The 18,695-nt window shown below is 64.0% G+C and carries 22 protein-coding genes; 13 read left to right on the plus strand and 9 right to left on the minus strand.

Annotation, left to right across the window (positions count from 1 at the left end; translation table 11 throughout):
* Positions 1 to 21: 21 nt before the first annotated feature.
* Positions 22 to 1,260 carry a cytochrome P450 gene (locus ACOQPH_RS04845; RefSeq protein WP_420623596.1) on the minus strand — a complete coding sequence of 413 codons (1,239 nt, stop codon included), beginning with the start codon at positions 1,258 to 1,260 and terminating at the stop codon, positions 22 to 24.
* Positions 1,261 to 1,430: 170 nt separating this feature from the next.
* Positions 1,431 to 2,570 carry a hypothetical protein gene (locus ACOQPH_RS04850; protein ID WP_420623597.1) on the minus strand — a complete coding sequence of 380 codons (1,140 nt, stop codon included), beginning with the start codon at positions 2,568 to 2,570 and terminating at the stop codon, positions 1,431 to 1,433.
* Positions 2,571 to 2,640: 70 nt separating this feature from the next.
* Between ACOQPH_RS04850 and ACOQPH_RS04855 the strand changes: the two genes are divergently transcribed.
* From ACOQPH_RS04855 to ACOQPH_RS04865, 3 genes are all read left to right on the plus strand, one after another.
* Positions 2,641 to 3,267, plus strand: a complete 627-nt coding sequence (locus ACOQPH_RS04855) for a TauD/TfdA dioxygenase family protein (RefSeq protein WP_420623598.1) — start codon at positions 2,641 to 2,643, stop codon at positions 3,265 to 3,267.
* Positions 3,268 to 3,363: 96 nt separating this feature from the next.
* Positions 3,364 to 4,485 (plus strand): LLM class flavin-dependent oxidoreductase, encoded by a 1,122-nt coding sequence (locus ACOQPH_RS04860; RefSeq protein ID WP_420623599.1) that lies wholly within the window; start codon positions 3,364 to 3,366, stop codon positions 4,483 to 4,485.
* A 58-nt stretch (positions 4,486 to 4,543) separates the two neighbouring features.
* Complete coding sequence (locus tag ACOQPH_RS04865; RefSeq protein WP_420623600.1) at positions 4,544 to 4,933, plus strand: RidA family protein; 390 nt, start codon at positions 4,544 to 4,546, stop codon at positions 4,931 to 4,933.
* 39 nt (positions 4,934 to 4,972) lie between these two features.
* On the opposite strand, the gene ACOQPH_RS04870 is transcribed toward ACOQPH_RS04865, so the two are convergent.
* Together ACOQPH_RS04870 and ACOQPH_RS04875 are read right to left on the minus strand one after the other, a co-directional pair.
* On the minus strand, positions 4,973 to 5,935 hold the full coding sequence (locus ACOQPH_RS04870) for an alpha/beta fold hydrolase (RefSeq protein WP_420623601.1): 963 nt from the start codon (positions 5,933 to 5,935) through the stop codon (positions 4,973 to 4,975).
* A gap of 56 nt (positions 5,936 to 5,991) precedes the next feature.
* Positions 5,992 to 6,624 (minus strand): GNAT family N-acetyltransferase, encoded by a 633-nt coding sequence (locus tag ACOQPH_RS04875; protein ID WP_420623602.1) that lies wholly within the window; start codon positions 6,622 to 6,624, stop codon positions 5,992 to 5,994.
* A 352-nt stretch (positions 6,625 to 6,976) separates the two neighbouring features.
* Between ACOQPH_RS04875 and ACOQPH_RS04880 the strand changes: the two genes are divergently transcribed.
* The 3 genes from ACOQPH_RS04880 to ACOQPH_RS04890 all read left to right on the plus strand — a co-directional run bounded on the left by ACOQPH_RS04880 (position 6,977) and on the right by ACOQPH_RS04890 (position 10,540).
* Complete coding sequence (locus ACOQPH_RS04880; protein WP_420623603.1) at positions 6,977 to 8,677, plus strand: Eco57I restriction-modification methylase domain-containing protein; 1,701 nt, start codon at positions 6,977 to 6,979, stop codon at positions 8,675 to 8,677.
* Positions 8,678 to 8,690: 13 nt separating this feature from the next.
* Entirely contained in the window at positions 8,691 to 9,530 is an 840-nt protein-coding gene (locus tag ACOQPH_RS04885; RefSeq protein ID WP_420623604.1) for a hypothetical protein, read from the plus strand.
* Positions 9,531 to 9,658: 128 nt separating this feature from the next.
* Positions 9,659 to 10,540: a phytanoyl-CoA dioxygenase family protein gene (locus ACOQPH_RS04890; RefSeq protein WP_420624309.1), complete on the plus strand. Its 882-nt coding sequence runs from the start codon at positions 9,659 to 9,661 to the stop codon at positions 10,538 to 10,540.
* Between the two features lie 50 nt (positions 10,541 to 10,590).
* Here ACOQPH_RS04890 and ACOQPH_RS04895 read toward each other — a convergent pair whose 3' ends face one another.
* Positions 10,591 to 11,133, minus strand: coding sequence for a hypothetical protein (locus ACOQPH_RS04895; protein WP_420623605.1), 543 nt, complete (start codon positions 11,131 to 11,133; stop codon positions 10,591 to 10,593).
* Positions 11,134 to 11,282: 149 nt separating this feature from the next.
* Here ACOQPH_RS04895 and ACOQPH_RS04900 point away from each other — a divergent pair, with 149 nt between their 5' ends.
* The 7 genes from ACOQPH_RS04900 to ACOQPH_RS04930 all read left to right on the plus strand — a co-directional run bounded on the left by ACOQPH_RS04900 (position 11,283) and on the right by ACOQPH_RS04930 (position 15,492).
* Complete coding sequence (locus ACOQPH_RS04900; protein ID WP_420623606.1) at positions 11,283 to 11,960, plus strand: response regulator transcription factor; 678 nt, start codon at positions 11,283 to 11,285, stop codon at positions 11,958 to 11,960.
* A gap of 50 nt (positions 11,961 to 12,010) precedes the next feature.
* Positions 12,011 to 13,264, plus strand: coding sequence for a sensor histidine kinase (locus ACOQPH_RS04905; RefSeq protein WP_420623607.1), 1,254 nt, complete (start codon positions 12,011 to 12,013; stop codon positions 13,262 to 13,264).
* A gap of 114 nt (positions 13,265 to 13,378) precedes the next feature.
* Complete coding sequence (locus ACOQPH_RS04910; RefSeq protein WP_420623608.1) at positions 13,379 to 13,798, plus strand: nitroreductase family deazaflavin-dependent oxidoreductase; 420 nt, start codon at positions 13,379 to 13,381, stop codon at positions 13,796 to 13,798.
* A gap of 43 nt (positions 13,799 to 13,841) precedes the next feature.
* Entirely contained in the window at positions 13,842 to 14,141 is a 300-nt protein-coding gene (locus ACOQPH_RS04915; RefSeq protein WP_420623609.1) for a hypothetical protein, read from the plus strand.
* On the plus strand, positions 14,138 to 14,602 hold the full coding sequence (locus ACOQPH_RS04920) for a DUF5615 family PIN-like protein (protein WP_420623610.1): 465 nt from the start codon (positions 14,138 to 14,140) through the stop codon (positions 14,600 to 14,602). Before ACOQPH_RS04915 ends, ACOQPH_RS04920 begins: the two co-directional genes overlap by 4 nt.
* A complete protein-coding gene (locus tag ACOQPH_RS04925; protein WP_420623611.1) occupies positions 14,599 to 15,135 on the plus strand; it encodes a DUF1697 domain-containing protein in 537 nt (178 codons plus the stop codon). The genes ACOQPH_RS04920 and ACOQPH_RS04925 overlap by 4 nt, the downstream gene beginning before the upstream one ends.
* Before the next feature lie 63 nt (positions 15,136 to 15,198).
* Positions 15,199 to 15,492: a hypothetical protein gene (locus ACOQPH_RS04930; protein ID WP_420623612.1), complete on the plus strand. Its 294-nt coding sequence runs from the start codon at positions 15,199 to 15,201 to the stop codon at positions 15,490 to 15,492.
* A gap of 11 nt (positions 15,493 to 15,503) precedes the next feature.
* On the opposite strand, the gene ACOQPH_RS04935 is transcribed toward ACOQPH_RS04930, so the two are convergent.
* The 4 genes from ACOQPH_RS04935 to ACOQPH_RS04950 all read right to left on the minus strand — a co-directional run bounded on the left by ACOQPH_RS04935 (position 15,504) and on the right by ACOQPH_RS04950 (position 18,680).
* Positions 15,504 to 16,280 carry an HNH endonuclease gene (locus tag ACOQPH_RS04935; protein WP_420623613.1) on the minus strand — a complete coding sequence of 259 codons (777 nt, stop codon included), beginning with the start codon at positions 16,278 to 16,280 and terminating at the stop codon, positions 15,504 to 15,506.
* 219 nt (positions 16,281 to 16,499) lie between these two features.
* Positions 16,500 to 16,661, minus strand: coding sequence for an integrase core domain-containing protein (locus ACOQPH_RS04940; protein WP_420623614.1), 162 nt, complete (start codon positions 16,659 to 16,661; stop codon positions 16,500 to 16,502).
* A gap of 34 nt (positions 16,662 to 16,695) precedes the next feature.
* Positions 16,696 to 17,733, minus strand: coding sequence for an IS110 family transposase (locus tag ACOQPH_RS04945; protein ID WP_420623615.1), 1,038 nt, complete (start codon positions 17,731 to 17,733; stop codon positions 16,696 to 16,698).
* 164 nt (positions 17,734 to 17,897) lie between these two features.
* Positions 17,898 to 18,680, minus strand: coding sequence for an IS481 family transposase (locus ACOQPH_RS04950; protein ID WP_420624310.1), 783 nt, complete (start codon positions 18,678 to 18,680; stop codon positions 17,898 to 17,900).
* Positions 18,681 to 18,695 lie beyond the last annotated feature (15 nt).

The following is an 18,695-nucleotide window of genomic DNA, read 5'->3' on the forward strand; positions in this document are numbered from 1 at the left end:
GCACGCCGCAGTTGCGCAGCGTCAGCCGGTCGACGGGAAGCGGATCGGGAGGTAGCGAGGGCCGCGGACCTGTCCGCCTGCCCAGGTCACCTCGTCGGGCTCGCTCACCTCAAAGTCCCCGATGCGCTCGAACCAGGTGCGCAGCGCAATGTCCATCTCGAGGCGGGCCAGGTTTGAGCCCGCGCAGCGATGGATGCCCGCGCCGAACGCGATGTGGCGATTGTGGGGGCGATCCAGGATGACGTCGTCGGGGTGCTCGAACATCTCGGGGTCGCGGTTGGCACCCGGGAAGTTCATCAGCACCTTGCTCCCCTTGGGGATCGTGACGCCGCGTACCTTCACGTCCTCGGTGGCACGGCGGCCCATCGTGACCGGTGCGTAGAAGCGCAGCAACTCCTCGATGGCTGAAGGCCACAGGTCGGGCTCGGCCACCATGCGTTCACGGTCGGCAGGGTGAGTGCCAAAGTGCCACAGGGCCGAGCCGATCGAGCTCCATGTGGTGTCAATGCCTGCAATGAGCTGCAGATTGAGCATGCCCACCACCATCATGGGATCGATCGGGTTGCCATGGTCGTCAGTGCCCGCCAGCAGCGACGAGACAAAACCGTCGTCGGGATTGGCCCGTTTCTCCTCAACGACTTCATGGAAGAACTTCCGGATCACCTTTCGGTACTCGATGCGAAGTTCGGGTTTGGCGAGCCCCAGTTCCAATATGCATCGCACCCAATGGGTGAACTCATCCACCCGGCTCTCGTCGATTCCCAGGAGGTGAGCGATGACACGGGGCGGAATCTGCTGGGCGTACTGCCCGGCTCCGTCGACCTTGCCCGCATCAATGAACTCATCAATCAGGCGATCGGCGAGCTCCTGGGTGTACTGGCGGTGTGCCTCCACTGCCTGTGGCGAGAAGTGGGGAAGCAGCAGGCGGCGGGTCCAGCCGTGGATGGGCGGATCTTCGGAGATGGGAGCGGCGTTGGTGCCGTATTTCTCGAAGTCCGGGTCTGCTCGAAGCTCCTCGATGACTTCCGGCGGCGACGATGTCACCAAGATGTCTCTGCTGGACAGCTCAGGCACCATCTTGGCGAGGGCTTGGACATCGTCGTACTTGGTGGGCAAGTAGGAGCCGCCCCACCTTTCGCTGTGGGCGATGGGGCATTGGCTACGCAACTCCTCCCACACGGGCGCTGGATCGGTCACGTATCCCGGGTCGAAGATGTCGTAGTCGGTATCCCAATCGTCTACAGGTGCCGTGTCGGTCATCGAGCGTTCCTTTGCGGTTTGGGCGTGTCAGTTCGTGAAGAGGTCGCCAGAGCGTGTGCGTCGGACTGAAGGGTTCAGCGTAGGAGGTGTGCTCATGCCCAAGAGAATTCAGGGGGCCGCCCAGGTCGTCGGTCCTGGCTCGCAGATCTTGGCTTTGGCTTGCCGTGACGTCACTGACTTGCATCCTCAAGAAATCGGCGAGCGGCTGCGAGGGCGACTGTTGTCGCCAGCTGGAGCGCCTCTGGCGTCGTGGCCCGCTCAGGTGTGTCGTGGGCGGTGTGAAAGAGCGTGAACGGTCCCAGGAACGACAACACCGAAGTTCCGGCTTCCTGCCACGTGCCGCCTTCGCCCGGCCAGGGAGGCTCGACATCGCGCAGGGTCCAGTTGGCACCTGTCGTCAATTCGGCGATATCTGCCCTGCATGGTCCGGTAGCGGTCGTCAGCGCCATCCGCGTCGAAGCAAGCTCGAGCGCTCCCGAGACGCCGGGCTCAACCGCTCCAGCGCCGATCGATGCGCCGAAGTGGACGACTGGCACGCTCCGCACGTCACGCTGAGCGAGGTGATGGCGAAGACCGATGTGGTCAATCTCATGCCCGCTGCACGCCGAGAAGTACACGGAGTACTCGCTTGACAGCTCCACCGCGACAGCGAGGGCGGCTGCGAGCCCGGTGCCCCGCTCGCCGGCGGCGGGCGTCCATCCAGTCAGCGGGGTAGTGACGGCGATCGCCGGCGAATCCGCCGAACCGAACGTCGCCAGAACGTTTGCGCTGGTCGCCGGCTCGATCGAGGCGTCAAACCGGAGTCTCAGCTGGGCCTTGCCGAGCCGATCGAACCAGTTGCCGGGCACGATCATACCTGGCAGACCGAGCATCTTGGTCGGGAAGCGATTGCACTGCACCGGCAGTTCGTCGGGCCCGTCGACGGCGATGACAACGGCTCGTGAGTCCAGGCTGCGCAGCCGCTCCTCGAATGCCGGGGCCGAGCCTGCAACGCCGGCGCCAAACCTGACCACCTGCGCGTCGTCGGTGTCGAAGCTGCCAGTCGCGCTGTAGTAGAGCGGAACCGACGGCACCGCTCGGCCGTTGGCAACCAGCTTGGCGCGCACGTCGAAACGGTCAAAGGCGAAGGGCTCGAAAGTCGCCGTTCCGCCGATCTCAGAGATCAGATTCGTGAGCCAATCGGCTGTGGAGCGATCTGCATCTGTGCCTGTCAGATGCGCGCCGAAACCCGCATAGTCGACGACGATCTTGTACAGCCAGTCCGGCCGGCACAGCGACACGGGGCCGGCCGGAGGTGTCGTTCTGCTCATGTGCACTCACTTGCGCGATGAATCGACCATTGCTGACAGTATGTGTCGCGAGCCTCGGAAGGGGAGTGACGTGCGTGTCGATGCGGTGGAGCCGAACGAGTACAACCGCATACGAGTAGCGCCGCTCACCGGCTCGATCGGTGCCGAGATCGCCAACGTCGACCTGCGGGAGCTTGACGACGAGCTGATCGCCGAGCTGCGGGACGCCTGGTTGGCCCACAAGGTCCTGTTCTTCCGGGATCAGCAGCTCACTCAGGCTGAGCATGTGGCGTATGGGCGGGCACTGGGCGAACTGGAGATTCACCCCTTCGCGCCGCACGTGGACGATCACCCGGAGGTCCTAGTGCTGGAGTCGACGGCTGAGAGCTTCTATGCGGCTGAGACCTGGCACTCCGATGTGACGTTCCGTGAGTGCCCTCCGCTCGGCTCGGTCCTGATGGGCCGCATCGTGCCGCCCTACGGCGGCGACACCTGCTTTGCGAACATGGAAATGGCCTACGAACGGCTTCCCGACGACGTCAAGGAGCAGATCGACGGCCGTTTTGCGATTCACTCCTACATCAAAGCGTTCGGGCGCGGCATGAGCGACCGCAAACGTGCTGAAACTGCCGAGCAGTTTCCGGACCAGAAGCACCCGATCGTGCGGACGCACCCTGTCACTGGGCGCAAGAGCCTGTACGTCAACCGGCCGTTCTGATCAACCATGCGCGCCCGGGACCTCCGCAAGAGGCCTGTGCGAGGATGATTGCGCTGCGCCGGGGCATCAAAGCGCGCACGCAGGGGGAGTTGACTCATGCGGTTCGGGTTCTTGAGCGAGGGAACGACACCGCGGGGGATGACCCATCATCACCGGCTGCACGAGGTCATCCGCGAGGCGGAGCTCTGCGAGGAGATGGGGTGGGACTTCTGGGGAACCTCTGAGCAGCACTTTGCCCCTGGTGCCACGATCGCTGCGCCCGAGACGCTCTACGGCGCAGTCGCGATGCGCACGAGCCGGATCAAGCTCCGATTCATGTCGATCCTGATGCTGAAGTTCAACCACCCGATCAAGGTGGCGAATCACTTGGCGACAGTCGACATCCTGTCTCACGGTCGAGTCGAGCTGTGCACGGCTCGATCAAACAACGTAAAGACGCTGGATCCGTTCGAGGTCGACCCTTCCGACACCCGGGCTCAGTGGCGCGAAGGCCTCGAAGTGACAGTGAAGGCGCTCACGGAGTTCCCGATGGAGCACCACGGCGAGTTCTACAAGATCCCGCCGATCGAGGTGACCCCGCGGCTCTACCGGGACGAGCTCTTTCCGATCTGGGTGGTCACCATCAGTCCCGAGACACACACGATTGCGGGAAACATGGGCCTTGGGGCCATTACCAACGACTCGTACTTGGGCTGGGATTACCTCGAAGGGCTCATTGGGCTGTACCGCGACGCTTGCAAGACACCGGAGCCGATTGCGAAGTACCCGGTCAACACGTCGCTCTGCTTCTGCCCTCTCACGAGTCATTGCGCTGCAACCCGGGAAGCGGCCGTCGAGGAATCCCGCCACGACGTGATCAGGTTCTTCCGAAGCACGTATGACATGTACGACCAGCTGGATCAGCGGTCGGGCTTCGAGGGCATCAACGAGATCCGCAAGATGAAGGAACACGAGAACGATCCCCTGGCCCTTGGAGAGTTCACCCCGACGATCATGATCGGCACGCCCGACGACCTTGTCGAGCGAATCAAGCGTCTCGAGGCGATGGGTGTCGACGAGATCGTCTTGCGTATCGACGATCTCGGCGTCTCACAGCACCTGAAGGCGATCGAGCTCATCGGCAAGTACGTGATACCGGAGTTCCGCGGACCCAACGCGATCAGACGACAATCGATGTGGGGCGACTACGGCGTGGAGAAGCCTCGGTTCTTGACCTGATGGTCGTGGGAACATGACGAGACCAAGAATCGCATCCGATCACAAGGGGGAATGATTGATGGCTGGCAAGGTCATAGTTTCAGAAGCACTCATCGAGGCCCATCCGGTTCCTGAGCTCATCCGATCGGGGGCTTTCTCCGTAGCGGTGCGAGCCGGACCGTCCATCTACATCTCGGGTTCCATCGCGAACGACTTGAGCAAGGGAATGGGCGGGCAGACCGAGGAGATCTTCGACTACATGAGCCTCGCGCTGAGCGAGGAAGGCTTCTCGATGTCCGATGTCGTCAAGCTGCAAGCGTTCATCACCGGCGCCGAGCAGTACGGCGAGTACAGCGCAGCTCGGAAGAAGTACTTCCCGACGGACCCGCCCGCAAGCACGACCGTGATCGCCGGGATCATCATTCCCGGGGCGCTCATCGAGATCGAAGTGGTCGCCTACAAGGAGTAGTTGTCGCCAGCCCCGAGGCGACCGGCTGCGCTCGGCCGGCTACGCGTCGGCGCGTCGCAGGATGTGCTCGACGATCTCGGGGCCGTGAGTGAATTGCAGGAAGTGGCCGGCGTCGGGCAGCACGTCGATCGGTGCATTCATCTGCCGGGCCCAGGTGCGACCCCACTCCTCGTTGAAGCCTTCGTCTTGGGCGCCCCACACAAAGTGGGTGGCCTTATGCCAGCCCAGCAGCACCCGGTAGTGGAGGGCCTGCCCGGCGCCGTTGCCGCTGTCGTAGTCGCCGACGGGGATGGACAGCGGGAACCAGCGGGCGCCGTTGAATCCCTCCTCAGGAAGGCCGCGGAAGGGGGCGGAGAACCCCGCATACCTCACGGCAGCTTCGCCTTCTAGGTCCGGTTCGACGCCGGCTTTGATCGCGGGAACCACGTCGCGTGAGCGGACGACGCGGCCGGCCAGCAGGGGCACGAGCCCGATGCTCGGGCGCGGATGCGCATAGCGGCCGCCGGGACGCCAGGCGTCGATCCACCTGAGAAAGCTCTCGTCGTATTCGAACTCTGGGTGGTGGAGCCAGGTGTTCATGATGACGAGCCGGCTGAATCGCTCCGGCATCATCGCCGCCTGGGCGAGCCCGATCGGGCCGCCCCAGTCCTGGCAGACCACGGTGATGTCCGAGAGATCGAGGCCGCAGACGAGCGAGGTCAGGACCTCGGTGTGTCGGGCGATCGAGTACCAGTTCGGATCGGTCGGCTTGTCGCTGCGGCCGAAGCCGAGGTGATCGGGAGCGATGCAGCGATATCCCGCGTCGACGAGGCCCGGGATCATTGTCCGGTAGAGGTACGCCCACGTCGGCATGCCGTGCAGGAGGAGCATGACGGGTGCGTCGCTCGGCCCCTCGTCGATGTAGTGGACGCGCAGGTCCTTCCACTGGTGGTACCGGGGCTCGTAGTTCCAGTCGCTGAGTGCGTCGAAGTGCGCGTCGTCGGTGCGAACGAAGTCAGTCACGGTCATCCCCCTGGGATTTGTCGGAACCGGCGAACAATGCCAGCTTCGGCTGCGGGTCAGCGCAGGTCGAGCGCCATTCGCTGTTCCATCGGGATGCCGTGGCTGTGGGGGACGGGCGCGATGGTCTGTGCCAGCGCCTCGAAGCCGAATGCCTCGTAGAACTTGACGGCAGGGTTGTCGGACAGCACATCGAGGTGGACCACCCGGTATCCCTCGTCGGTGGCCCGTTCGATGGCGTCCTTCATCAGCGCAGCGCCGATTCCTTGGCCGTGCCGATCGGGCCGGACCGCCAGCGCATGGATGTAGTAGGCACTTGAGGGGATGACGACGTTGAGGTAGCTGGCGAGGTAGGAGCGTCGGCCGATCTCGGCAAGCTCGTCGTGCGTGACCACGCCGTCGTCGAGCATCGGTTGCCACAGCGGCCGCAGGGTCTTCTTGCGACGGTCGAACTCCGGACCGGAGAACCCGATCTCGATGCCCAGCAGATCGTCGCCGTCGAGGGCGAGCATGGTCTCGTCGAAGCCATAGAGCGTGCCTCTGGCGAGCCACGAGTCGCCCAGCAGGCGGTCCAACGCCGTGCGGGAGCCAAATTGGTAGTCATAGGTCGACGGTCCGGTGGCGTAGACCAGCTCCACGACCTCGTCGGTGAACTGCGCAGCCCGGTCGTGGTCAACGTTGACGATGTCCATCGGTACCCCCTGAATCCTCGATTGCCCTCGCTCAGCGACGCTACTCGGATCAGTTTCGCCCTCAGCTGACGCCGTTTGGGTAGCGGCGCCCTCTGTCGATCAACCGAGTGCAACGTATAGGGCAAGGGAGGCATAGAGAGCTAAGGAACACCAACGGCAGCGCTCGCTCGATTTTCGCTCGATGTCCATAGCGAGATTAGAGAGGGGGTGTGACGGTCATGCTGTTTGGGCCAGTGGTTCGGGCCTGGGTGTGACGGGCTTGTCACAGGGCGGTCTTAGCGTCGCGGCTTGTGGAGCTACACGGATGTAGTTTGGCGATAGGAGTCGGGGCTCGGCGATGAGGGGTACCCAGTTGACGTTGACGAGCGAGGCACTGCCGCCTCCGGCGTGGACGCCGAACCCTGAGGGCGAGCACGGCGAGGTGTTCACTCGCCGGTGGGTGGTGGACCTCATCCTGGACCTGGTCGGGTACCGGCCGGAGGCTGACCTCGGTGGATCCACCATCGTGGAACCGGCGTGTGGCTGCGGGGCCTTCCTGCTTCCCATCGTCGAGCGGCTGTCCGAATCCAGCGCAATGCATGGGCGAGTACTCGCTGATCTCGACGACGCAGTCCGGGGCTTTGACCTACTGGCGCACAACGCCGACCACACGCGCAAGGCCGTCACCGCGAAGCTGTTGGAACTCGGCGAGTCGTTAAGCACTGCCGAGCACCTGACCCAAAGCTGGGTCACGACGGGCGACTTCCTGCTCACCGATCATGGGGACGACGTCGCCGACTTCGTGGTTGGCAATCCGCCGTATGTCCGGCTGGAGCAGATACCGGACGAAGTCAGCGACGCCTACCGGTCCGAATGCTCGACGATGCGGGGCCGAGCAGACTTGTTCGTCGGGTTCTTCGAGAAGGGCTTGGCGCTGCTGGCGCCAAGCGGCCGTCTCGGGTTCATCTGTGCTGATCGTTGGATGCGCAACCAGTACGGCGCCCGATTGCGCCAGCTTGTCGGCGACCGGTACGCACTTGAAGCGCTCATCGAGATGCACGACGCCGACGCATTCGAAGCCTCGGTGTCTTCCTACCCAGCCATCACCGTTCTGCGCAATGCGCCGCAAGGACGGGTAAAGCTCGTCGAGGCCCGTCCTTCATTCGACGAAGCGGCAAGCCGCCGTCTTGCACCCTGGCTTCGCTCAGAAGCAGACGAGGAGCCGGCCGACGCTTCCTTCGAGGTCGCGGAGCTGAGGGGATGGTTCACAGGCGGCGACCACTGGCCGACAGGTTCGCCCCACGTCCTCGAACTGTTGGCAGACCTCGAATCCCGATTCCCTCCGCTGGAAGATCCGCGGACCGGGACGCGAGTCGGAATCGGCGTCGCGACCGGCTGCGATGACGTCTACATCTCTGATGCCCCGCAGGGCATCGAGGACGATCGGCTGCTGCCTCTCGTGACTGCTGGCGACATCGTCAGCGGGCAACCGAAGTGGGGCGGCCGCTACTTGATCAACCCATGGGAGGACGGGCGGCTCGTGGACCTCGTCGAGTTCCCCCGTCTTGCTGCGTACTTTCGAGTCCACGAGTCACGGGTACGCCGCCGGCACGTTGCGAGGCGACGGCCGAGCACCTGGTACAGAACAATCGACCGTGTGACCCCTGGACTGCGGGAACGACCCAAGCTGCTGATCCCGGACATCAAGTCGGCTGCTCATCCGGTGCTCGACGAGGGGCACTACTACCCCCACCACAACCTCTACTTCGTCGTCTCGGATGTCTGGGACCTCGAAGTGCTTGGCGGCCTCCTGCTGTCTGATATCGCGAACCTCTTCGTTGGGGCCTACTGCGTCAAGATGCGAGGTGGGACGTATCGCTTCCAAGCGCAATACCTGCGCAAGATCCGCTTGCCGTTTCCGGCTGATGTCTCAACCGGGGACGCAGACGAGCTACGCACAGCGTTTCGCCGCCGAGACGCCAGGGCAGCAACCAAGACGGCCGCGAGCATCTATGGACTCGACGAAGGCACGCTCGCCGCACTTGCGGCTCGAAGGTCTTCAGCACGGGTTTAGGACAGAGGAGTCAATGAGCGCGACGTCGACGCCTCGGTGGATGACCAGCCCTCATTGCAGCCCGTTCGTCCCCGTCTTCCAGGAGGCAGTTCAGCGAGGGTATGGAAGCTGGGAACAGGTCGAGGACGCCTTCCTGAAAGCAATGGAGGCATTCGACACTTCCGTTGCCGCCACTGCCGGAGCTGACCTGAACGACGAGGCGAAATCCGAACTCACTGCTGATCTGCAAAATGGCAAGGGAGACTTCTTCAACGATTTGCTCGCCGTCTTGCTCCAGAGCTGCGCCGGGATCGAAGCCTTGGCGACGAGGTCTCGGGTTCCCGGGCTGATCGTTCCTGTCCACAACCTTGACGGTGCTTACCCGGATGAGGGCCCAATCCGGTTCCTGCTCGAGGCGAAGATGTTCGGGACGCCAAAGCACTCCAACAACCCGAGGCAAAATCCGATTGGGCGGCCTGGCTCGGCAGACATCGACAAGCGCGTCAAGGAGCTGGCCTTCAAGAGCATTGATCTCAAGGGCGAGTACAGCCGAAGGCGCACGGCTGAGGGCGAGGGCCAGCGCACTGGGGGAGCCGGCGGTGGCGACATCACAACATGGCTCCGGGGCATCGAGCCGAAGATCTATTTCTTCGTAGGTGTACGCGTGGTTGGCCAATCGGACTTTGACCGCGCGCTCAGGTGGGCCTCGACTGCCGAACAGGTCGTGGACGCCGTCGGCATGTTCTGCTTTGAACCGGTCGCAGAGGACCAGTTCACGACCTATCGCAAACGACTGGACGTGCCGCCGAGCCTTCAGATTGCGCGTGTCCTCTACAAAGCGTGCACCGACCTGCAAGCACTCGTCGACAACTAATTGCTCTCGCACGCCAAGAGGCGTGGGCAAGGGGAGTTCCGACGGATGAGAGGCAGCGGATGACGAGTAGCGTCATCGTCGATCGCTCGGTGTGCAGGCCAGAGACTTCGAGAGGTGTCGCCGTGAGCATGACCGCCATCCGTTCGCTCCAGAGGACTCCCGCTGCAGCGGGGCCAGAACCCGTCCTCGAGGCGCTGCGTGACGACGGCGGCGTGATCGTCGAGGGCATGTTTCCCCTTGAGACCATCGCCCAGATGCGTGCTGCCGCCGACGACTTCGCCCAAGGTGTCGAGCCGGGAGGAGCGACCCAAGGGCTTGGCGAGGACGGCAAGCGGTTCGTCGGCGCGAGCACGATCCGTTTCTCGAGCCTGGCTCGGCTGTCGCCGGCGTTCTTCGACATTCTCGACAACGAGCTGTATGCAGCCATCGCCGATGCGATGCTGCTGCCGGTCTGCGGCTCGTACTGGCTGAACACCGCCCAGGTGATGTACATCGGGCCGGGGGAGCCGGAGCAGATGCTGCACCGCGACGCAAACAACTGGTGGGCGTTCGTCAAGGCGACGTGGCCCGATTCCCCCGAGGTCACCGTCAGCGCCATGATCGGTCTCGATGAGATCACCGAGGAACTCGGCGCGACCCGGGTGGTGCCGGGCAGCCATCGGCAGGCCGAGCTTGCTCGCTATGAGGAGCGCCCCTCGGTGCCGGCTGAGCTTGGGCCGGGGGACGCGCTGGTCTACTCGGGCTATGTACTGCACGGGGGCGGCGCCAATCTCACAGCCGATCAGTGGCGCCGGGCGATGCACGTCAGCTTCGTAGCTGGCTGGCTGACCCCCGAGGAAGCCAGTCCGCTCGATTTCGCACTCGGCGAACTCTCAGGGTGCAGCGAGCGCGTCCAGCGGCTGCTCGGGCACCGCTCCTACGACCCTCGCCCGTACAACGGCGGCGGTCTGTGGCTGCGTCACGTCCGCGAGATGCAGGACGTGGTGACCCAGGACGGCAACCCGGCCTGAGACGACCGTCCTCCAGCTGCGTCGGAGTAGCTCTCGTTCGACGGCCCGACTTACTCGGCATCTCCCTCGCCCTCGTGTCCGGTCCCGTGCTCGTCCCTGCCTGACTCGGGATGGGCGCTCCAGGTGTCGAATTGCTCACCGTCCGCGGGGAGGGCGATCTGGGCTGACTCGCCGGGATGCAGGTCGCCTGGGGTGGTAGGTCCGAGTTCGACACCGTTGGACAGGTGGACTTCGACGCGGACTTGGTCGAGCACGGCGTCGGATGTGTTGGTGACGGTGCCGACAAAGGCATCTTGGTCGGGGTCGTAGCGAAGGACGAGACGGGCGCCCCTGCGGCTTTCGTCGAACGACTCGTTCTTGGTGTATTGCGTGCCGGATTCCTCGTCGCCCTCAGCGCTCTCGGTGCCACCGGAGTGTTCGCCCGAGGACTCTTCGCCACCGTGTTCACCGGAGGACTCACCGCCGCCGTGTTCGCCGGAGGATTCGCCGCCGGCGTGTTCGCCTTCGGATTCGTTGTCGCCTCCGCAGGCGGCGAGCAGCAGGCCCAAGCACAGGGCCAGTGCGGCGACAACAGAACATTTGCGATTGGTCATGAGTGAAGGGCTCCTTGGTTTCGATCGCGGTAGCGACCTCATCGAGACGCATAGTCGCTCCCGAACCCTGAGAGACCGGTAAGAACTACCACCTGTCTTCTCAGTTTTCTCTCAGCTTCCTTTAGGCATATCTCGGCCAAGATGGGCACGTGCGTGTTCTGCTGGTTGAGGACGAAGTCAACTTGGCGGAAGTGATCCGCGACGGTCTGGCAGAGCACGGAATGAATGCAGACGTCGAGCATGATGGCGCTGCGGGCCTGTGGCGGGCTCGCGAGGGCAGCTACGACGTGATTGTTCTGGACATCATGCTGCCGGGCCTCAACGGCTATCTGATCTGTCGGACACTGCGGGAAGAAGGCGACTGGACACCGATCCTGATGCTGACCGCGAAAGACGGCGAGTGGGACGAAGCCGAGGCGCTCGACACCGGTGCAGACGATTTCCTGGCGAAACCGTTCTCGTTCGTCGTGCTGCTGGCCCGTCTGCGGGCTCTCGCCCGCCGGCCGGCGACTCCGCGGCCAGCGGTGCTGGAGGTGGGGGACCTGGTGTTCGATCCGGCGACTGTCTCAGTTCGGCGTCAGGGTCACGAGATTGGCCTGAGCCGGACCGAGCTCGGAGTGCTGGAAGTGTTGATGCGCGCCGGCGGGGCACCCGTTTCGAAACGGGAGATCTTCGCCAGGGTGTGGGGATTCGACACTGACGTCGACCCCAAGATCGTCGAGGTGTACATCGGGTACCTGCGTCGCAAACTCGATGAGCCCTTCGGAGTCAGGACGATCACCAACCAGCGCGGCGTCGGATATCGGATAGTCGAGCCGGCGATATGAGGCTCCCGAGGCTCGGCTCTGTCCAGGTTCGGACCACGTTGGCGGCAACGATGGCGACCGCGCTCGTGCTGGTGACGGCCTCGATAGTGATCGTGCAGCTCGTGGAGCGGAACCTTGCCAACAATGCGCGGGCTGCACTGGGCGATGCATTGGAGTCGGCTTCGCATGCGGCCAGTGGCGAAGGGTCCAGCGAGAGCGACGACGCAGAGGGTGCCGCAGGCGGTGCAGCCCACGACGACGGTGCACCCATGGCCGAGCGGGATGCCGATGGCTCTGCTGGCGACCCAGAGCAAGCCTCCAGCAGTGATCTGCGAAACGAGCAACTCGCTGAGGCATCGATACAAGAGGTTCAGGACGGCGTCGACGCCGTGGCAGATGCGCTGAAGATCATCGTGCCGGTTGTCGTGCTGCTCCTCGGCGTCGCGACCTGGATCACGGTCGGGCGGACGTTGCGACCCGTGCGCGACATCTCCCGCCGCGTCGCAGCGATCAGCGGGTCGACACTTGATGAACGAGTACCGGAACCCAGCGGCGACGACGAGATAGCAGAGCTGGCTGGATTGATGAACGAGATGCTGGACCGGCTCGAATCCGCCGCCGATCGCCAGCGAGCGTTCGTGGCAGACGCCAGTCACGAACTCAGGTCACCACTGGCGACCATCGTCGCCGTGTCGGAGATTGCCCAGATCAGCAGCGATCCCCGGCGGCTTGCTGCGTTGGCCCCGAAGATCGAGGCCGAGGCCCTGCGAATGCAGGGTCTGGCAGCAGACCTGCTGGACTTGGCTCAACTCGACGCACAGCGCGATGACCGGGATTTCTCGACGGTCGATCTCTCAACGGTGTGCAGGGAGGTCGCGAGCCGGCTGGACGATGCCGATGTCGACATCGCTGTCTCCTCCAATGGGTCCGCTCTGGCACTTGGCAACAGCACACAGATCGAACGTGCGGTGTTCAACGTCGTGGAGAACGCCGTTTGCCACGCCGCGAGTCGGGTGCAGATCATCACGATGAGCTCCGCGGACGCCGTGCGGGCAGTGGTCGAGGATGACGGGGCTGGCATCGCCGCTGCCGACCGGGAGCGGGTGTTTGACCGGTTCGTACGTCTCGACGAATCCCGGCAGCGTGACTCCGGCGGCGCCGGCATCGGTCTGTCCTTGGTCAAGGCAATCGTCGATCGGCATTCCGGAACGGTCGAGATCGGCGAATCGGCTGCTCTGGGCGGTGCTGCGGTGGTAGTTGAGCTGCCGCGCGGCGCAGCGGTGGAATTTGACGGCCCTGCCACGGCACAACGAACCGAGCCTTGACGGCGACGACTCGGCCTGAGCAACCCCGAGGCGTACCGCTAACGTTCGCCGTCGTCGCTGTGGCGCGGCATCCACGACGTGACGAGGCAGAAGCTCGTCTGGCAGGAGCACCCGATGGACTTTCTCAAGGTGAACAAAGGCGTGATCAAGGAGTTTCGCGAGAACGACGGCAACTGCAGCGGCTGGCTCAAGGGCGCTCCGATGATCCTGGTCACGATGACGGGCGCAAAGACCGGCCGTGAGCTGTGCTCGCCGCTCGTGTACTCGACCGACGGCGACGACATCGTGGTCATCGCCTCCAAGGGTGGCGCTGCTGAGAATCCGCTGTGGTACTACAACTTCGTTGCCAACCCGACGGTCACGGTTGAGGTCGGTACTGAGACCTGGGAAGCCACAGCGCATCTCACCGAAGGCGACGAGCGCAAGCGGCTCTTCGATGCCCAGGCTGCGATGATGCCGCAATTCGCCGAGTACGAGAAGAGCGCCGGCGAGCACGGCCGCGAGATCCCCGTCTTCCGCCTCGTCCGCAACTGAGCATCGATCGGGGGGGGGGGGGGGGATCGACGAGGGCCTGCGGATGGAGGCTCACCCGGGGGTCGTCTTCCGCGACGGGCCGACTGGTCGCCGAGCTGGTCTGGCAGCGGGGCCCGACGTGTGGGAGATCGTCGGACTGTTGAGAGACCTGCGAGGCAGCCTCGATGAACGAGCTGTCAGTGCGGCTGCCCACATGGGTCTCGCAGAGTCTCAGGTCCGAACAGCCAGTCGCTACTACGCTGAGTACACGGACGAGATCGAATCTGAGATCGCCCGGAACGACGAAGCGGCAGAACCCGAGTTGGTTGTCTGGGAAAACGAGCATCGACTGCTCCCAGGGTGAGGCCGCTTCTGGACGAGATGCACGCGCCAGCGGTCGCCGCTGAGCTGCGACTGCTCGGACACGATGTTGTCGCCGTCAAGGAGCGCAGCGAACTGGTGGGGTTACCCGATGCCGAATTGTTCATCACTGCGATCTCAGACGGCCGTGCAATCGTCACCGAGAACGTCAAGGACTTCGCCGCTCTTTACAAGCCGAACATCGCCGCCGGGCCTGCCGCTGACAGCCTGTTGCGCTGTGAAGACCGGCCGAGACGGGAATCGGGAAACGCCGGGCTCAGGCATGCTGTGCCGGTGACGTCGCCGCAGAGATTCGTGGTGAAGGCGCTGCCGACCGACGGCGTGTCGCCGAGCGAGCTCTCGTTGCCCATGGCGCCGCACCCGCTCATGTACCAGGAGCAGGCGCACGACCCCGACCGCCTCATCCCACGAGGTCGCCTCATCGACATCCCCAACCGCCAATGACTGAGCGCTATCTCGTCATGCCCCGCGGCATCAACGTCGGAACTCACAACCGGGTGCCGATGGCGGAGCTGAGGTCGGTTCTGGCCGACGAGGGCTATTTCGACGTGGCCACCGTCTTGCAAAGCGGGAACGTGATTCTCACGGCTGCATCGGCGGTGCCCGAGGAGGTCGTTGCCGCAGGGCAGCAGTTGCTCTCCGAAGAGTTCGACGTCAACGTTCCTTGCGTCGCTCGAACAGCAGGCCAGATTCGTGCGGTGCTCGACCGCAATCCGTTTCGTGGGACCGTCACCGACGGTTCGCGCTACCTGGTGAACTTCCTCTCCGAGAAGCCCGATCCTGAGGCCGTGGCCACGCTCTTGGCGGAGGACCACAATCCCGAGGCCATCGCGATCGAAGGCACCGAGGCATTCGTCTGGACGCCAGACGGCGTCAAGGCAATGACCCTCTCCTACGCGTACCTGGAGAAGAGGCTCGGCATCGTCGCCACCGCCCGCAACTGGAACACGCTGCAAAAAATCGCCGCCAAACTCTGACGCAGCTGCGATCATTCATGCCATGGCTGTTCACCAAGAGCCCTTGAGAGGTTCGTTGAAACGATGAGCCTGACGAGAGCGCAGCGCGCCGAGGCGCTGGAAGAGTGGGCGGATCGAGTTGACCCAGCAGATCTCGTCGAAGCCGACACCGCATCGCTTCGGCTCATCAGCGAACTCGCGACTCGACGTGACACCATCGACGAAGAGCTTGTAGAGGCTGTGCGGTCAGCACGAGTCGAGGGTCGAAGTTGGTCCATGATCGGGGCCATGCTCGGGGTGTCGAAGCAAGCAGCGCAACGGAAGTACGGGCCAAGGGTTGTCGCAGGAACGACAGAGACAGTGGAGCCTCGTCGGTAGCCCACCCTGCCTCAGCTGGCGCTGAGAAACTCTTCGTACCGCTCTTCTAGAAGTGCAGAACTGGGCCGCAAGGACCTTCGTCGAGGAACCTCGATGCTGCGGCCGTGGAGTCCCTGAAGAGCGTGCTTGAGCGTCGGGCCGTCTTCTTCGATGAGCACGTCAGCGCGAACCTCGATTCCGTAGTCAGGGCGCACAGCCATGAACCGGTTGTCAAAAGCAGCATGATGGATCTTGCACATGGCGATGCCATTTGTGACGACGGGCTCGCCCCCTTGTGCGTCGCCGCGAATATGGGCGGCGTCGAGAAGCGCGCGATGGCGAAGGCGGCAAAGCGCGCAGCGATTCTCGTAGGCCGTGAGAACTTGTTCACGGAATACGGGCTGATGCAGGCGCTCCCGGACAATGCGATCTGCGTATGCCCGCCGGAGGTCGATCACGCGTGCATCGTCAGTTCGAGCCCAGGTATCTCGCTGCTGCTCGTCGAATGCGACCACGAACTGGAGATCGACAGGCTCTTCGTCGACGAACCAGATGGGAGCAATCGGTAGGTACAACCCCGTAGCAATTCCTTGAAACCAAATCAGCGGAAGATTGGCTTGCATCGCACGTCGTAGCGCAACGTTTTCTGGATGGTTGGGATCGGTTCCCCGCCACTTGTAACGCAGGTACCCGTCGGGACCCCTCTCGTCGTCATACGGCCGCCGATCAAGGTCGACGGAGAAGACTGTCCGAATGCTGATCGCCGCATCTAGTTGTTTTGGCTTGCGAATACCGCGTTGTGGGTCCATGAGGGCGATTCGCTGGCCATCGATCTCGAATCCGGCGACGTCTTCTCGCCGCACGGGACCGCCAGTGCGATCCTGGACGACACGCAAGAAAGCGAGTGCCGACGCGCGAACTCGTTCGTCGAAGTCTGCGCTAGCAGTCATCGCCGACCCGGAGCGCCACGAACGCTGAGCGTAGTTCTGGGGCCGAGAATCAAACACAATTGAGGGGTGGCTACTCCACTAGTTGTAATACCCACAGAGGTTGTTGACGCGGCTGGCGGGTGTGCCGCCTATGGCGGTGTGGTGCCTGTGGAGATTGTAGGTGTGCACCCAGGCTTGGAGTCTGCGGCGCCGGTCGGGTTCTGAGCGGAATTTGTAGTTGTAGAGGAACTCTTCGCTCATGGTTCGGTTGAACCGCTCGATGCTCCTATGTTTGTCAAGGGCGTTTTGGGAGTGCGTGGTAGATCTCTCTGGCGACGTAGCGCTTGAGGCATCTGATGATCTCGCGTTTGGAGAGGCCTTCGGCGGTGCGGCGGGCGAGGTATGCGCGGGTGGGTTCGTGTCGGCGCAGGCGTGTGATGACGATGAGGTAGATGGCTGAGTTGGCGGCTCGGTCGCCGCTTCGGCTGAGTCGGTGTCGTCCTGTGGTCTTGCCGCTCGATGCTGGTTGGGGTGCGACGCCGCAGAGCCGGGCGAAAGCGGCTTCGCCGCTGAGTCGGTCGTGGTTGTCTCCGGCGGTGATGAGCATCTGGGCGGCGATCTCGGTTCCGACGCCGTGCAGCGCGCACAGATCGGGGGCTGCTCGGCTCACGAGCGCGTCGAGCTGGGTGTCGAGGTCGTCGATTTCGTTGTCGAGCGCTGTCCATCTTTCGGCGAGCGTTCTCAGTGAGGTGACGGTGCTGGCGAGCACGATGTCGGTCTGGACGGCCGGCGGGGGGAGCTCTCGGCATCGGCGGATCAGGGAGCGCTTCTTGAGGTTGATGAGCTCGTCGCGCAGGCCATCAGGCGCAGTCACGGCTATCGCGTGAATGGCGTTCATTGCCTTGGTGCGGCTCTTTACCGCGGTGCTGCGGGCGATTCGCAGCACCCGGATCGCCTCGACGTCGCCGTTCTTTGACTTCGGCGTTGCGGTGGAGGTGCGAGCGAGCACCGAGCGCGCGGCCTGCTCGGCATCGAGAGTGTCCGACTTGCCGCGACGGCGGCGCTGTGACCGATCCGCCGCGTTCACCTCGACCACAGCGATGCCGCGTGCTTCGAGGGTGCGCGTAAGCGAAGCCCCGTAGCTGCCGGTTCCTTCGACACCGACAGCGACGACGCGCCCGTGCTGGGTCAACCAGGCCGCCAGCTGCTCGTGGCCCGCTGAGGTCGCCGCGAAGCCGCTTCCTGCTATGAAACGGCCGTCGGTTCCAACGACCGCTGCATGATGGGTGTGCTTGTGGGTGTCGACGCCAGCGATGACTGATCGATCTGTCATGCTCTGCTCCTGCTCGTCGTGTGCTGATGGGCACGAGCCGGCTGGGCGGACGGACAAGCCTGTGACGGGGCTATTGGCCAAGCTCCTATGAGGTCACGGCCGCTCGGCCGGCTGCGCGCGGACGCCACCTCAGCCGGCCGACAGATCGAACGAAAGACACGAAGTCAGACTTTTGCCTGGGTCAGACCGGCCTCAATGGCGCCCGCAACCCGATACTCACAGACCTTTCCGTTTGTCTGGGGACGGTAGGGGCGGGTGAGCCGGTGTTTGGTGCGGTTCTCGCCGAGGGCCTCGGCGAAGGTCTTCGACGTGAAGTTCTTGCCGTTGTCGGTCATCACGGCGTCGATGCCGACGTTGAGCTTGTCGAACCAGTCCCGACAGCGACGCCAGAACGCCGCTGCGGTGTCGGCCTTCTCGTCGTCGTGCGCCTCGATATAGGCGATCCGGCTGCGGTCGTCCACCGCGACGTGCAGATAGGTGTAGCCGAGGCGCCGGCGGCGCTTGGCCTTGGGCGACCCGCGTCCATGGACCCGCCATCCGCCTCCTGGGGGCACCTTGGCGACCTTCTTCACGTCGATGTGGACCAGCTCGCCCGCATGGGCCTTCTTATAGCGGCGCACCAGCTGCCCGGTGGGCCGATCGATCCAGCTCAGCCGGTTCAGGCCGTGACGGCACAGAACCCGGTGCACCGTCGAGCCCTCGACCCCCAGTGCCGCCCCGATCCGCGCCGGGCCCCACCGGCGGCGGCGCCGCAGAGCGCAGATCCGCTTCTCGACCCCCGCAGGCGTGCGTGCCGGCGAGCTGCGAGGCCGGCACGCGCGGTCCTCCAGGCCCGCTGCTCCCTCAGCAGCGAAACGCTTGACCCACTTGTGCACCGTCTGACGCGAGCAGCCCATCTGCGCCGCCACCGCAGTCGGGGACTGACCCCCCAGCACCCGCTCGACCATCACCAGCCGCGAATG

This window comes from Candidatus Poriferisodalis sp., assembly GCF_965221945.1.
Lineage (GTDB): Bacteria > Actinomycetota > Acidimicrobiia > Acidimicrobiales > Poriferisodalaceae > Poriferisodalis.

Coding starts and splice junctions, on each gene's coding strand:
- ACOQPH_RS04890 (WP_420624309.1), top strand. CDS start 9,659: ATGACCGCCATCCGTTCGCTCCAGAGGACTCCCGCTGCAGCGGGGCCA.
- ACOQPH_RS04865 (WP_420623600.1), top strand. CDS start 4,544: ATGGCTGGCAAGGTCATAGTTTCAGAAGCACTCATCGAGGCCCATCCG.
- ACOQPH_RS04940 (WP_420623614.1), bottom strand. CDS start 16,661: ATGAGCGAAGAGTTCCTCTACAACTACAAATTCCGCTCAGAACCCGAC.
- ACOQPH_RS04935 (WP_420623613.1), bottom strand. CDS start 16,280: ATGGACCCACAACGCGGTATTCGCAAGCCAAAACAACTAGATGCGGCG.
- ACOQPH_RS04925 (WP_420623611.1), top strand. CDS start 14,599: ATGACTGAGCGCTATCTCGTCATGCCCCGCGGCATCAACGTCGGAACT.
- ACOQPH_RS04910 (WP_420623608.1), top strand. CDS start 13,379: ATGGACTTTCTCAAGGTGAACAAAGGCGTGATCAAGGAGTTTCGCGAG.
- ACOQPH_RS04845 (WP_420623596.1), bottom strand. CDS start 1,260: ATGACCGACACGGCACCTGTAGACGATTGGGATACCGACTACGACATC.
- ACOQPH_RS04905 (WP_420623607.1), top strand. CDS start 12,011: ATGGCGACCGCGCTCGTGCTGGTGACGGCCTCGATAGTGATCGTGCAG.
- ACOQPH_RS04850 (WP_420623597.1), bottom strand. CDS start 2,570: ATGAGCAGAACGACACCTCCGGCCGGCCCCGTGTCGCTGTGCCGGCCG.
- ACOQPH_RS04950 (WP_420624310.1), bottom strand. CDS start 18,680: ATGGTCGAGCGGGTGCTGGGGGGTCAGTCCCCGACTGCGGTGGCGGCG.
- ACOQPH_RS04895 (WP_420623605.1), bottom strand. CDS start 11,133: ATGACCAATCGCAAATGTTCTGTTGTCGCCGCACTGGCCCTGTGCTTG.
- ACOQPH_RS04915 (WP_420623609.1), top strand. CDS start 13,842: ATGGAGGCTCACCCGGGGGTCGTCTTCCGCGACGGGCCGACTGGTCGC.
- ACOQPH_RS04885 (WP_420623604.1), top strand. CDS start 8,691: ATGAGCGCGACGTCGACGCCTCGGTGGATGACCAGCCCTCATTGCAGC.
- ACOQPH_RS04945 (WP_420623615.1), bottom strand. CDS start 17,733: ATGACAGATCGATCAGTCATCGCTGGCGTCGACACCCACAAGCACACC.
- ACOQPH_RS04930 (WP_420623612.1), top strand. CDS start 15,199: ATGAGCCTGACGAGAGCGCAGCGCGCCGAGGCGCTGGAAGAGTGGGCG.
- ACOQPH_RS04860 (WP_420623599.1), top strand. CDS start 3,364: ATGCGGTTCGGGTTCTTGAGCGAGGGAACGACACCGCGGGGGATGACC.
- ACOQPH_RS04875 (WP_420623602.1), bottom strand. CDS start 6,624: ATGGACATCGTCAACGTTGACCACGACCGGGCTGCGCAGTTCACCGAC.